Source organism: Mariniluteicoccus endophyticus, from assembly GCF_054780035.1.
Window position 1 is genome coordinate 37,620 of sequence record NZ_BAAGXC010000016.1, and the last position, 11,995, is coordinate 49,614.

Annotated in this window: 12 protein-coding genes; 6 read left to right on the plus strand and 6 right to left on the minus strand. The window is 70.5% G+C overall.

Annotation, left to right across the window (positions count from 1 at the left end):
* Positions 1-2: 2 nt before the first annotated feature.
* Together ACYVGD_RS05480 and ACYVGD_RS05485 are read left to right on the plus strand one after the other, a co-directional pair.
* Positions 3-497 carry a hypothetical protein gene (locus ACYVGD_RS05480; RefSeq protein ID WP_460741980.1) on the plus strand — a complete coding sequence of 165 codons (495 nt, stop codon included), beginning with the start codon at positions 3-5 and terminating at the stop codon, positions 495-497.
* A 219-nt stretch (positions 498-716) separates the two neighbouring features.
* Positions 717-1,211, plus strand: coding sequence for a hypothetical protein (locus ACYVGD_RS05485; RefSeq protein ID WP_460741981.1), 495 nt, complete (start codon positions 717-719; stop codon positions 1,209-1,211).
* 66 nt (positions 1,212-1,277) lie between these two features.
* Here ACYVGD_RS05485 and ACYVGD_RS05490 read toward each other — a convergent pair whose 3' ends face one another.
* The 4 genes from ACYVGD_RS05490 to ACYVGD_RS05505 all read right to left on the minus strand — a co-directional run bounded on the left by ACYVGD_RS05490 (position 1,278) and on the right by ACYVGD_RS05505 (position 6,639).
* On the minus strand, positions 1,278-3,461 hold the full coding sequence (locus ACYVGD_RS05490) for a 3-hydroxyacyl-CoA dehydrogenase NAD-binding domain-containing protein (protein ID WP_460741982.1): 2,184 nt from the start codon (positions 3,459-3,461) through the stop codon (positions 1,278-1,280).
* Positions 3,458-4,657 carry a thiolase family protein gene (locus ACYVGD_RS05495; RefSeq protein ID WP_460741983.1) on the minus strand — a complete coding sequence of 400 codons (1,200 nt, stop codon included), beginning with the start codon at positions 4,655-4,657 and terminating at the stop codon, positions 3,458-3,460. The genes ACYVGD_RS05490 and ACYVGD_RS05495 overlap by 4 nt, the downstream gene beginning before the upstream one ends.
* Positions 4,658-4,759: 102 nt before the next feature.
* The gene (locus ACYVGD_RS05500) at positions 4,760-6,046 is read right to left on the minus strand and encodes an HRDC domain-containing protein (RefSeq protein WP_460741984.1); all 1,287 of its coding nucleotides are present in this window, start codon (positions 6,044-6,046) and stop codon (positions 4,760-4,762) included.
* On the minus strand, positions 6,043-6,639 hold the full coding sequence (locus ACYVGD_RS05505) for a DUF3000 domain-containing protein (protein ID WP_460741985.1): 597 nt from the start codon (positions 6,637-6,639) through the stop codon (positions 6,043-6,045). Before ACYVGD_RS05505 ends, ACYVGD_RS05500 begins: the two co-directional genes overlap by 4 nt.
* Positions 6,640-6,760: 121 nt before the next feature.
* Between ACYVGD_RS05505 and hemE the strand changes: the two genes are divergently transcribed.
* Together hemE and hemQ are read left to right on the plus strand one after the other, a co-directional pair.
* Positions 6,761-7,861, plus strand: a complete 1,101-nt coding sequence (gene hemE, locus ACYVGD_RS05510) for a uroporphyrinogen decarboxylase (protein ID WP_460741986.1) — start codon at positions 6,761-6,763, stop codon at positions 7,859-7,861.
* The gene (gene hemQ, locus ACYVGD_RS05515; protein ID WP_460741987.1) at positions 7,858-8,562 is read left to right on the plus strand and encodes a hydrogen peroxide-dependent heme synthase; all 705 of its coding nucleotides are present in this window, start codon (positions 7,858-7,860) and stop codon (positions 8,560-8,562) included. The genes hemE and hemQ overlap by 4 nt, the downstream gene beginning before the upstream one ends.
* Before the next feature lie 67 nt (positions 8,563-8,629).
* Here the strand turns inward: hemQ and msrB are convergent, their stop codons facing one another.
* Positions 8,630-9,073, minus strand: a complete 444-nt coding sequence (gene msrB, locus ACYVGD_RS05520; protein WP_460741988.1) for a peptide-methionine (R)-S-oxide reductase MsrB — start codon at positions 9,071-9,073, stop codon at positions 8,630-8,632.
* Positions 9,074-9,108: 35 nt separating this feature from the next.
* Here msrB and ACYVGD_RS05525 point away from each other — a divergent pair, with 35 nt between their 5' ends.
* Together ACYVGD_RS05525 and ACYVGD_RS05530 are read left to right on the plus strand one after the other, a co-directional pair.
* On the plus strand, positions 9,109-10,167 hold the full coding sequence (locus tag ACYVGD_RS05525; RefSeq protein ID WP_460741989.1) for a DNA polymerase domain-containing protein: 1,059 nt from the start codon (positions 9,109-9,111) through the stop codon (positions 10,165-10,167).
* Positions 10,168-10,220: 53 nt separating this feature from the next.
* Positions 10,221-11,081: a PPK2 family polyphosphate kinase gene (locus tag ACYVGD_RS05530; RefSeq protein WP_460741990.1), complete on the plus strand. Its 861-nt coding sequence runs from the start codon at positions 10,221-10,223 to the stop codon at positions 11,079-11,081.
* A 79-nt stretch (positions 11,082-11,160) separates the two neighbouring features.
* On the opposite strand, the gene ACYVGD_RS05535 is transcribed toward ACYVGD_RS05530, so the two are convergent.
* Positions 11,161-11,964: a sirohydrochlorin chelatase gene (locus ACYVGD_RS05535; RefSeq protein WP_460741991.1), complete on the minus strand. Its 804-nt coding sequence runs from the start codon at positions 11,962-11,964 to the stop codon at positions 11,161-11,163.
* Positions 11,965-11,995: the final 31 nt, after the last annotated feature.

Here is an 11,995-nt window from a genome sequence, read left to right on the forward strand (position 1 = left end):
CCATGACGGAAAACCAGCAGCCCCAGAGCATCGAGACCGAGCCGAAGGGCACGCCCGACGTGCCGACCGAGCCGGCGGCTCCCCAGGCGGCCCCCAGCGGTGCCCCGCTGACCGACGAGGAGAAGAAGCGCGTACGCTCCGCCGCCATGATGGCTGGTGCCCTCGTGTCGGGTGCCGAGCCCGGCTTCTTCGACGCGCTCAAGGAGTCGATGGCCGCCGGCAAGGCGCTCCAGAGCGCCACGCCGGAGATTCAGGACATCATGAAGGCCGGCGGCCTGCCCGACATGCCGAAGGCCCAGGACAAGGCCGGCCTCGAGACCGCCGTCCTCGCCGAACTGACCGCCTCGAAGCAGCTGCTGGCCGCCAAGTCGCCTGCACTGGCCGACGGCTTCCGCGCCTTCGTCCTCCAGTCGGCCCACGACGTCGCCGAGGCGGCCAAGGGCAACTCGGGCGTCGAGCAGGGCGTGATCACCAAGATCGAGCAGGCGCTCGCCTGATCCACGAACCGTGGGCGCAGGGGACCGATGGGTCCGGACTCGGTCGATGACGACGGACTGCCTGCCTCAGAGCGTCCCCCGGTGCCGGTACGGGCACGCGCGTCACCGTCCGTCTCTGCCGGTCCGGGCCGTGCGAGGGATACAACCTGGCAGGGGAGCAGCGCTTCGACAACGTCGTGCGGGTGGCCGCACGGCCCCGCCGAGTGGGATCGTTGGTCGATGAAGCCGTTCCCGCCCCTTCTGGTCGTGGGCCTTGCCCTGACCGCCTGCATCCCCGTCCCGGCCCCGACGCCCACCCCTACCGCGACGCCGCCGACCGGGACCTCCATCCCCTCGCCCACCGCAGAGGCCACGCGTACGCCGTCCGGCACGAGCACGGCCACACCCCCCAAGCCGAGGGGGCTGACGTTGAAGCCCGGTGTGACGAGGAAGATCGAGATCGGGACGACCAACTCAAGCATCGGCGGCCGTTGGGCGGTCGTGGTCGAGCCTGACCCGGCGATCGCCACGGCGAGGATCACCACCGGACCCGGACCCGCCAACCCGCCACCCGGCGGAGACACGCGCCCAACCTACGTGGAGGTCACGGCCACGGGCCCGGGAACGACCAGCCTGAGCTACCAGTACTGCTCGAGGCAGGAGACCTCGGTGCCGTGCGAGGCCGGGCGCGGCACCAACACCGTCCCGGTGGCCGTCGACATCACCGTCAGCTGAGAAGCACCCGGGAATGACGACGGCCCGGCACCTCGGGGGTGCCGGGCCGTCGCGTACCAGGGGTGATCAGGCCGGGAGGCTGGCCACGCCCTTCGGCAGGAACCGCTGCCCGTTGACCTTCTCGGACGTGCCGCGACGGTCCAGATAGGGCGTGATGCCACCGGCGTGGAAGGGCCAGCCGGCACCGAGGATCATGCACAGGTCGATGTCCATCGGGGCTGCGACGACACCCTCGGCGAGCATCAGCCCGATCTCTTCGGCCAGCGCCTTCTCGGCACGCTCGAGCACCTGCTCGGCGGTCGACGGCGAGTCGCCCTGCACCAGTAGGCCGCGTACCTGCTCGGGGATGAACGGGCGGCCTTTCTCGTCGCGGTCGTAGACGCCAGGGAGCTTGGCCTCCACGATCGCCTGCAGCGACTTCGACACCGGGAACCGCTCGCCGCCGAAGGCGCCGTTCAGGGTCTCGGCCACGTGGAGCGCGACGGCGGGGCCGACGAGCTGGAGCAGCGTGAACGGGGTCATCGGCAAGCCGATCGGCGCCAACGCCTGGTCGGCGAGCTCGAGCGGGGTGCCCTCGTCGACGCACGCCATGACCTCGCCCATCAGGCGGGTCAGGACGCGGTTGACGACGAACGCGGGTGCGTCCTTCACGCCGACGGCGTTCTTCTTCAGGCCCTTGGCGACGACGAACGCCGTGGCGAGGGTCTCGTCGTCGGTCTTCTCACCGCTGATGATCTCCAGCAGCGGCATGGCCGCGACGGGGTTGAAGAAGTGGAAGCCGACGACACGCTCGGGGTGCTTGAGCTGCGACGCCATCTCGGTCACCGACAGCGACGAGGTGTTGGTGGCCAGGATGCAGTCCTCACGGACGTGCTCCTCGACGCCGGCAAACACCTTCTGCTTGACGCCCATCTCCTCGAAGACGGCCTCGATGACGAAGTCGCAGTCGCCGAAGTCGGCCTGGTCAGTCGTCACCGACACGAGCGCCTTCAGGCCGTTGGCCTTGTCGGGGGAGATGCGCTTCTTGGCCAGCAGCTTGTCGATCTCGCCGTCCACGTAGGACTTGCCGCGGTCGGCGCGCTCCTGGTCGAGGTCGGACATTACGACGGGTACGCCGAGGCGGCGGATGAACAGCAGCGCGAGTTGGGAGGCCATCAGACCGGCGCCGACGACGCCCACCTTGGTGACCTTGCGGGCCAGCGACTTGTCGGGTGCACCGGCGGGCCTCTTCGCGCGGCGGTTGACGAGGTCGAACGCGTACAGGGACGCGCGGTGCTCCTCGGTCATCACCAGGTCGGCGAGGCCCTGGTCCTCGTTGCGGTAGGCCTCGGCGCGGTCCATGGTGCGGGCAGCGGCGATGCAGTCGAGAGCGCGGTAGGGGGCCGGGGCGGCGCCGAAGACCTTGCCGTCGGCGATCTTCTTGCCGGCCTCGAGCGCTGCGACCCAGGTCTGCTCGTCGCGCGGAATTTCGGGTCGGTCGACCGTGATCTCACCCTTGACGACACCGGCCATCCAGTCGATCGAGCGCGCCAGATAGTCGGCGCCCTCGAACATGGCGTCGGCCAGACCGGCCTCGAGCACCTGCGGGGCGTTCATCATGCGGTTGTTGTTCATCGCGTTGCCGATGATGATCTCGACGGCCTTCTGGGGACCGACGAGGTTCGGCGTCATGTAGGTGCCGCCCCAGCCGGGCAGGATGCCTAGGAAGACCTCGGGGAACGCGACGGCCGGAGCCGAGGCGCTGATCGTGCGGTAGTGGCAGCTCAGGCACACCTCGAAACCACCACCCAGCGCCAGGCCGTTGATGAACGCGAAGGTCGGGACCTTCGACTCCGACAGCTTGTAGAAGGTGCCGTGGCCGACCTCGGCGACCAGGCGGGCCTGGTCGTGCTCGGAGATCTTCGCGATCTGCGACAGGTCGGCGCCCGCGGCGGTGATGAACGGCTTGCCGGTGACGGCGATGGCGACGATGTCGTCGCGCGACTGGGCGGCGTCGATCGCCTTCGACAGCTCGCGCAACGAGCCGGGGCCGAACGTGTTCGGACGCGTGTGGTCGAGCCCGTTGTCGAGCGTGATGAGCACCGCCTTGCCCGCTCCGCGGGGCAGGTCGATGTCACGGGCGAGCGCCTTGGTGATGACCTCGCCCTTCTCTCCGGTCTCCGCGTCGCCGGCGGTCATGTCGGCCGCGCGGGCGAGCATGGCGTCGAAGTCGTCGTACATGGTCAGGGAGTCCGTGCTCTGATCGGTCATGCCTGCTCTCCGTTCCAGTTCGGGTTCTCCCAGATGACGGTGCCGCCCATGCCCAGTCCGATGCACATTGTGGTGATGCCGTAGCGGACCTGCGGGCGCTCCCGGAACTGCCGGGCCAGGTGGATCATCAGGCGTACGCCGGAGCTCGCCAGCGGGTGGCCGAGCGCGATGGCTCCGCCGTAGGGGTTGACGCGCTCGTCGTCCTGCGCGATTCCGAAGTGGTCGAGGAAGGCGAGCACCTGGACGGCGAAGGCTTCGTTGATCTCGAACGCGCCGATGTCGTCGATCGTCAGGCCGGCCTTGGCCAGCGCCTTCTCGGTCGACGGGACGGGGCCGACGCCCATCACGGCCGGGTCGACGCCGGCGAAGGCGAAGCCGACCATCTTCATGGCGACCGGCAGCCCGAGCTCCTCGGCGACCTCACCGGAGGCGAGGATGCAGGCCGTGGCGCCGTCGTTGAGGCCGGCGGCGTTGCCCGGGGTCACGTGGCCGTGCGGGCGGAACGGGGTCTTCAGCCCGGCCAGCGCCTCGACGGTCGTGCCGGGGCGCGGCGGCTCGTCCACCGTGGCCAGGCCCCAGCCGAGCTCGGAGGAGCGTACGCCCACCGGGACGAGCGACTCCTGGATGACGCCGTCGGCGTACGCCTTCTGGACGCGCTCCTGGCTCATCACTGCGTACTGGTCGCAGCGCTCCTTGGTGATGGCCGGGAAGCGGTCGTGGAGGTTCTCGGCCGTCTTGCCCATGACCAGCGCGTCCTCGTCGACGATCTTCTCGGCGATGAAGCGCGGGTTGGGGTCGGCGCCCTCACCCATGGGGTGGTTGCCCATGTGCTCGACACCGCCGGCGATGACGACGTCGTACGCGCCGAAGCCGATGCCGGACGCGGTCGTGGTCACCGCCGTCATGGCGCCCGCGCACATGCGGTCGATGGCGAAGCCGGGCACCGACTTGGGCAGCCCGGACAGCAGAGCGGTGGTGCGGCCGATGGTCAGGCCCTGGTCGCCGGTCTGCGTGGTCGCCGCGATGGCGACCTCGTCGACCCGCTCGGCGGGCAGCTCGGGGTGGCGCCGCATCAGCTCACGGATGCAGTGCACCACCAGGTCGTCGGCTCGGGTCTCCCCGTAGAGGGACCCGGCCTTTCCGAAGGGGGTTCGTACGCCGTCGACGAAGACGACTTCGTGGTTCTCACGTCGCATGCGGGTGATGTTACTCATAAGTAGGATCGCGACGGAAGAGTCCGGAGGCGCGCGTCTCGCGGACCGGTGGCCGCTCTTTTTTATTTTTGTGCGCCCGGGTCGTCAGGCCGGGTCGGCCAGCGCGTCGTGCAGACCGGCCACGGTGAGCTCCCGCTGCCACGGCCGCGCTTCGTGCGCCGCCAAGAAGGCGTCCACCTCGTCGCGGGTGGTCCGGCTGTCCTTCTCCCAGGCGAGGCGTCGCCAGGTGTCTGGGGTCAGCAGGTTCTCCGCGGGCATCGTGTGCTCGTCGGCCAGCGCGTTCATGACCTCACGCATGCGCTGGTGACGGGCGAACCGTTCCGGGTGGCGGTGTTCCCACGAGCGCGGGGGCGGAGGCCCGTCGAGCGCGGTGTGGACGGGCGGGAGGTCGGCCCTGGCGAGCGCCTGCGCACGGTCGACCGCGGCCATCCAGTTCGTCTCGTAGCGCTTGGCCGAGCGTCGCTGGAAGCCCGGGTGGGCTCGCAGCGTCGCGCGGGAAAGGTCCTTGGCCGCGGCGACCTCGGAGATCGCCCTGTCCTGCAGGATCTTGCCCGGTGAGCGATCGAGGCGACGTGCGATCTCATCGCGCGCGTACCAGAGCTCACGGACGACCGCCATGCCGACGGGGGTGCGTACGCCGTGGATCCCGGACGTGCGTCGCCAGGGATCGGTGCGCTCCACGGGCGGCCGGGCCGCCTTCTCGGCGAGGTGTGCGAACTCCTGCCGCGCCCACTCGGACTTGCCGGCCTCGTCCAGGTTGGCGGCGACCTTCTCGCGCATCTCGATCAGGAGCTCGACGTCGAGCGCCGCGTACGTCAGCCAGTTGGCGGGCAGGGGGCGGTTGGACCAGTCGGCCGCCGAATGCTCCTTGAGCAGGCGTACGCCGAAGTAGTGCTCCACCAGCGCACCGAGCCCCACGCGCGGCAGCCCGAGGAGCCGCGCGGCCAGCTCGGTGTCGAACAGCGTCCTGGGCACCATGCCCACGGCCGCGAGGCACGGGGTGTCCTGGCTGGCGGCGTGGATGATCCAGTCGGCGCCGGCGATGGCGTCGGCGAGCTCGTGGAGGTCGGCCTCGGCGGCATCGTTGCCGGGCCCGTCTGGTCGGAAGGCAACGGGGTCGACCAGATGGGTGCCGGAGCCCTCGCGGCGCAGCTGGATGAGGTAGGCGCGGGTGGAGTAGCGGAAGCCGTGGGCGCGCTCCGCGTCGACGGCGACCGGTCCGGTGCCTGCGGCGAGCGCCTCGACGGTGGCACGCAACCCTTCCGGCGTGTCGACGACCGCGGGGGTGCCGTCGGCGGGCTCGGCCAGGACGGGCAACTCCTCGACCGGCTCGGTGTCAGCGGGGGCGGCGTCGTCGCCGCGGGGGGTCATCGGTGGGATCCCCGCCGCGACGGCATCATGACGACGCCCGGGGGCAGCGGGGGGAGGCCGGCGGTGGTGCACAGGAGGTCGCCCCAGGCGGCGAGATGGGCGTCGATGCCGGAGCCGTCCTCGTCGAGGTCGGGGGTCCAGGACGCCCGGATCTCGATCTCGGCGCGCGCCGGGTCGTCCGACATGCCGCCGAACGACTCGGAGTTCACCGAGGTGACCGTGCCGGACGGCACCTCGTAGCGAGCGCCGTGGGCGTCGAGCGCATCGATGAGCCACGACCATCCGACGCTGGCGAGCAGCGGGTCGACGACCATCTCGGGCTCGACCTCGGCCTTCGCGTACGTCACGCAGCGGAAGGTGCCCTGCCACGACTCGTTGCCGCGCGGGTCGTGCAGCAGCACCAGTCGACCATTGCCCACCTCGACCTCGTGGGTCACGACGTCGGCGGTGAGCGCCGCCGCGAACGGCGCGATGCGCTGGGGGGCGGGCATCTCCTCGATCGAGAGCTCGGGTCTCCAGGCGTGGCCCTCGATGTCGGCGACGACGCGGCGGAACGCCCGAGGGACCATCAACGAGTCAGTGTGTGCGGCCACCTGCTGAGCGTACGCACAAAGGCCATCCCCGGCCCGTGAGGCGCGCCGGGCGGCGGAGCGGGTGGGAGGGGCACCGGCGCGGAGACCTGTGGGAGCGGGTTCGTCGGTCGGACGTGCCAAGATGTGGGGCGTGAATGAGACGACCCCCACCGCCAGCCCGCTCGTCGATGCCGCCCGCGGCGTCCAGGGGGACCGCGTGGCGGTGTGGTTCATGCGCCAGGCGGGTCGGTCTCTGCCCGAATACCGCCAGGTCCGTGAGGGCATCGCCATGCTGGACGCCTGCATGCGTCCCGACCTGGTCTGCGAGATCACCATGCAGCCCGTGCGACGCCACGGGGTCGACGGAGCGGTCTTCTACTCCGACATCGTCGTCCCCCTGAAAGCGGCCGGGGTCGACCTCGACATCGTCCCCGGGCGCGGCCCGGTCATCGGCCGGCCGGTCCGCACGCGGGCCGATGTCGATGCGATCCCGCCGCTGACCGTCGACCAGCTGGGATTCGTCACCGAGGCGGCCCGCCTCGTGGTCGCCGAGCTCGGCGGTGAGGCCGCACCGGTCCCGCTGCTCGGCTTCGCGGGTGCCCCCTTCACGCTGGCCAGCTATCTCGTCGAGGGCGGGCCGTCGAAGGACTACGCCGCGACCAAGGCGATGATGCTCGGCGACCCCGACACGTGGCACGCGCTGTGCCAGCGCCTGGCCGACATGTCGGCGACGTTCATGGAGGCCCAGGTGGCCGGGGGAGCGCGGGCGATCCAGCTGTTCGACTCGTGGGCCGGTTCGCTGTCGGCGCGCGACTACCGCACGTACGCGATGCCGCACGCCTCGACGGTCCTCGACCGCCTGGCCGCAACAGGCGTCCCCCGGATCCACTTCGGCGTGGGCACGGGCGAGCTGCTGCCGCTGATGGGCCAGGCGGGCGCCGAAGTCGTCGGCGTCGACTGGCGCATCCCGCTCGACGAGGCCAACCGTCGTCTCGGCGGGCGGTTCGCGCTGCAGGGCAACCTCGACCCAGCTGTCCTCGGGGCGCCCTGGGAGGTCGTGGCCGACCAGGTGCGACGGGTCGTAGCCGAGGGCGCCAGCGCTCCCGGTCACATCTTCAACCTCGGTCACGGCGTCCCGCCGTCGGCGGACCCGACGGTGCTCACCCGTGTCGTCGAGCTCGTCCACGACGAAGGACCGGCGCTGCGCAGGGCCGCGCTGGATCAGAAGAAGGAGCAGGAATGAGCGACCACCAGTCCAACGCCAGCCGCCTCAAGGAGATCAACGCCTCACAGCGCTACACGATGTGGTCGGTCTTCCGCCGCACCGAGATCGTGGAGGCTGGCCTCGCCGATGACGCGCTCGCCGCGTTGGAGCCGCTGACCGGTGGCGACAGCGACCTTGTCGTCCGCGGGTGGTACGACGTGGCGGGGCTGCGCGCCGACGCCGACCTGATGGTGTGGTGGCACGCGCCGGAGTACGAGACGATCCAGCAGGCATACCACACGTTCCGTGCCACCGCGCTGGGCCGCACCCTCGAGCCGGTGTGGTCCCAGCTGGCCGTCCACCGCCCGGCCGAGTTCAACAAGTCCCACGTGCCGGCCTTCATGGCTGACGAGCGGGTGCGCGACCATGTCTGCGTCTACCCGTTCGTGCGCTCGTACGAGTGGTACCTGCTGCCCGACGAGGAGCGTCGTGCGCTGCTGGTCGAGCACGGCTCGATGGGCCGCGACTACCCCGACGTGCGCGCCAACACCATGCAGTCATTCGCACTGGGCGACTTCGAGTGGATCCTTGCCTTCGAGGCCGACGAGATGGGCCGCATCGTCGACCTGATGCGCATCCTGCGCGCCTCGGGCGCCCGTCGACACGTACGCGTCGAGGTCCCCTTCTACAGTGGACGGCGCCGGGAGCTGGGCGAGATCGTCCGTTCGTGGCGCGGCTGAGCCGACCCGCGGCAAGGGGCCGCCCCCACGACGACGACCTAGAGACGACCTCGAGCGGACAGTGGCATCAGCCGCGCTGAGTGGGTTCCAGCGTCATGGCGATGGAGTTGATGCAGTAGCGCAGGTCGGTCGGCGTGTCGTAGCCCTCACCGGCGAAGACGTGACCCAGATGGGACCCGCACGAGGCGCAGCGCACCTCGACGCGAGGCCGGCCGGGCAGCGAGTCGTCCTCGACATAGACGACGCGGTCCTCGCCCAGCGGCGAGAAGAACGACGGCCAGCCGCAGTGCGACGAGAACTTCGTCTCGGAGCGGAACAGTTCCTCGCCACAGCCCTTGCACCGGTAGACGCCCTCGGTCGTCGTGTCGGTGTACTCGCCGACGAACGGAGCCTCGGTGCCAGCCCGGCGGAGCACGTCGAACTCCAGGTCGGACAGCTGCGCGCGCCACTCGGCCTCGGTCTTGAGGACCTTGGGGGTGAAGGGCTGCTTCTCGTTATCCTGGCTGGTCATGCCTCAATGGTAGGCGCACCCCCTAGGCTGACCGCATGGCGACCAAATCCGTTGAGGTCGAGGTCGGGGAGCGCGTCGTACGCGTGTCGAGCCCCGACAAGGTGTATTTCCCCGAGCTCGGGATCACCAAGCTCGACGTCGTGACCTACTGCGTCTCCGTCGGCGAGGGGCTGCTGGCCGCGCTCTTCCAGCGCCCGACGACGATGGAACGCTGGCCGGGCGGCGTCCAGCCCGGGATGAGGCTCACGACCCGGACGGGTGAGAAGGGGGAGGCGTTTTACCAGAAGCGCGTGCCCAAGGGGGCCCCGGAGTGGGTGGAGACGGCGACGATCCGCTTTCCGAGCGGCCGGACCGCCGACGAGGTCTGCCCGACCGAGGTCGCCACCCTGGCGTGGATGGCCAACCTCGGAACGCTGCGCTTCCACCCCTGGCCCGTGCGGATGGCCGACACCGAGGTGGTCGACGAACTGCGCATCGACCTCGACCCCCAACCGGGCACCGACTTCGCCGACGCGGTCGAGGCCGCGTACGCGCTCCGGGGGGTGCTCACCGACGCCGGGCTGGAAGGCATGCCCAAGACCAGCGGCGGCCGCGGCGTGCACGTGTTCGTCCCGATCCGGGGCTGCTCGTTCGTCGAAGGACGCCATGCCGTGCTCGCCCTCGGCCGCGAGCTGGCGCGCCGCATGCCTGAGAAGATCACCACGAGCTGGTGGAAGGAGGAGCGGGGCGAGAAGATCTTCGTCGACTACAACCAGATGGCGCGCGACCGGACAATCGCCTCCGCGTACTCCATCCGGCCGGTGCCCGAGGCACGCGTCTCGGCCCCATTGACGTGGGACGAGCTCGGCGATGCCCGACCCGACGACTTCACGGTCCGCACCATGCCCGTCCGCTTCGCCGAGCGGGGCGACGTCTGGGCGCCGCTGTATGCGCAGGTTCCGGGCTCGATCGAGACCGCGCTGGAGTGGTATGCCCGCGACGAGGCCGCCGGTGAGGGCGAGGCGCCCTATCCGCCCGAATACCCGAAGATGCCCGGCGAGCCGAGCCGCGTGCAGCCCAGCCGGGCACGCACCGTCGAGGACCGGACGAGCTGACCCAGGGGGTGGGGCTGCCGCCCCGGCAGGGCCGCGTACGGCAGACTTGAGGGATGGCGAAGACCGAAGAACTCGACCTGCGCAGCCTGCTGCGCATCCCGCAAGGCCCCGTCGACATGGCCGATCTCGACCCCGGGGCGAAGCCCGGTTATCCCGGCAAGGGCAAGGAGGACGCGGCCGACGCGACCGCCGGGATGGCCGACGAGCTGTCTGATCTCCAGGAGCGGTTGTACGCACAGGGCCGTACGGGCGCCGAGGACGCCCAGAGCGTCCTGGTGATCCTGCAGGGTATGGACACCTCCGGCAAGGGCGGCGTGATCCGTCACTCGATCGGGCTGGTCGATCCGCAGGGCGTCCACCTGAAAGCGTTCAAGGCGCCGTCGGCGGAGGAGCGCAGGCATGACTTCCTCTGGCGCATCCGCAAGGAGCTTCCGGAGCCGGGCATGATCGGCATCTTCGACCGCTCCCAGTACGAGGACGTGCTGGTCGTGCGCGTGGACTCGCTGGTCCCCGAGGCGCAGTGGCGCAAGCGGTACGACCAGATCAACGAGTTCGAAGCCGAGGTCGTCGCCTCGGGCACGCGCGTCATCAAGTGTTTCTTGAACGTGGGTCACGACGAGCAGAAGGCCCGCCTCCTCGAGCGGCTTGAGAACCCGGAGAAGTATTGGAAGTACAACCCGGGCGACGTCGACTCCCGCTCGAAGTGGCCAGCCTACATGGAGGCGTACGCCGAGCTGCTGGAACGCTGCAACCCGGACTCCGCGCCCTGGTACCACGTGCCCGCCAACCGCAAGTGGTATCGCAACTGGGCCGTGACGCGGCTCCTGCTCGAGGAGCTGCGCGACATGGACCCCCAGTGGCCCGGTGCCGACTTCGACGTCGAGGCCGAGAAGAAGCGCGTCGAGGCAAGCTGACGGCCGGTCCAGCTGACCGACGGCGAACGGGCCGGGCCGCTCCGATGAGCGGGACCCGGCCCGTTCTGTGTCCGTGGGCTCAGGCTCCGACGACGTGGAGGTGGCGTCGTGCGGGCGTCTCCTCGGTGGCCTCGGCGAAGCCGAAGTCGAGCAGGTCCATCGAGGCGACCGCGTACCTGCCCCAGGCGAGGTCCATCACCGGTTCCTCGGCGCCGAGCGGGGCGGCCACGGCGACCGCGCCGGCCCGCAGGGCCGCTCGCGCCTGCTGGGTCCAGGCGTCCCCCGGGGTGAGGAGGAACGAGCCCACCGCGATGTGGCGCCGGCCCTGGGCACGCAGCGACGCGATGGCCTGGGTCATCGACGGCCCTGACTCGTGGGCGGACGCGACGACGACCGGCAGGCGGTGGTGGAGCGACCACTGGCGGGCGCGTCGGGCCATGAGGCTCTGGCTGCGCTGGTCGGTGGCACCTTCGGTCGCCAGCACGAGGCCGTCGAGCTCGGTGACGTGGCGCGCGGCGAGCGCGGAGCGGAGGCGCGCATCGACGATCGTGAGCAGCGACGCCTCGGGGCCGAGGGGGCGAGCCACGGTGAACGAGATCTGCGGGTGGGAGGCGCGCACCTTCTCAACCATCGCGTCGATGGGGGGAGAGTCGGCGAAGACCGACGAGAGGTTCAAGGGGACGAACACGACCTCGCGGACATCCTGCCGGGCGAGTCGCGAGATCACCTGGGGGCCCGACGGCGGGCAGTGATCGAGGAAGGACACGTGGACGCTCACCTCGCTGCGCATCGACTGCATGCCTACGCGCAGGGCGTGGACGATCTCGGCGACCTTCGGGTCGGCGGAGCCATCGGCGAGCAGGATGAGCGCGGGAGCGGTCATGGTCGTGCCTTTCGCAGTGCATCGGGGTGCG

What these genes read in the sequence shown, in the direction of transcription:
- ACYVGD_RS05480 (WP_460741980.1), top strand. Translation starts at nt 3, where the DNA reads ATGACGGAAAACCAGCAGCCCCAGAGCATCGAGACCGAGCCGAAGGGC.
- ACYVGD_RS05485 (WP_460741981.1), top strand. Translation starts at nt 717, where the DNA reads ATGAAGCCGTTCCCGCCCCTTCTGGTCGTGGGCCTTGCCCTGACCGCC.
- ACYVGD_RS05490 (WP_460741982.1), bottom strand. Translation starts at nt 3,461, where the DNA reads ATGACCGATCAGAGCACGGACTCCCTGACCATGTACGACGACTTCGAC.
- ACYVGD_RS05495 (WP_460741983.1), bottom strand. Translation starts at nt 4,657, where the DNA reads ATGCGACGTGAGAACCACGAAGTCGTCTTCGTCGACGGCGTACGAACC.
- ACYVGD_RS05500 (WP_460741984.1), bottom strand. Translation starts at nt 6,046, where the DNA reads ATGACCCCCCGCGGCGACGACGCCGCCCCCGCTGACACCGAGCCGGTC.
- hemE (WP_460741986.1), top strand. Translation starts at nt 6,761, where the DNA reads ATGTGGGGCGTGAATGAGACGACCCCCACCGCCAGCCCGCTCGTCGAT.
- hemQ (WP_460741987.1), top strand. Translation starts at nt 7,858, where the DNA reads ATGAGCGACCACCAGTCCAACGCCAGCCGCCTCAAGGAGATCAACGCC.
- msrB (WP_460741988.1), bottom strand. Translation starts at nt 9,073, where the DNA reads ATGACCAGCCAGGATAACGAGAAGCAGCCCTTCACCCCCAAGGTCCTC.
- ACYVGD_RS05525 (WP_460741989.1), top strand. Translation starts at nt 9,109, where the DNA reads ATGGCGACCAAATCCGTTGAGGTCGAGGTCGGGGAGCGCGTCGTACGC.
- ACYVGD_RS05530 (WP_460741990.1), top strand. Translation starts at nt 10,221, where the DNA reads ATGGCGAAGACCGAAGAACTCGACCTGCGCAGCCTGCTGCGCATCCCG.
- ACYVGD_RS05535 (WP_460741991.1), bottom strand. Translation starts at nt 11,964, where the DNA reads ATGACCGCTCCCGCGCTCATCCTGCTCGCCGATGGCTCCGCCGACCCG.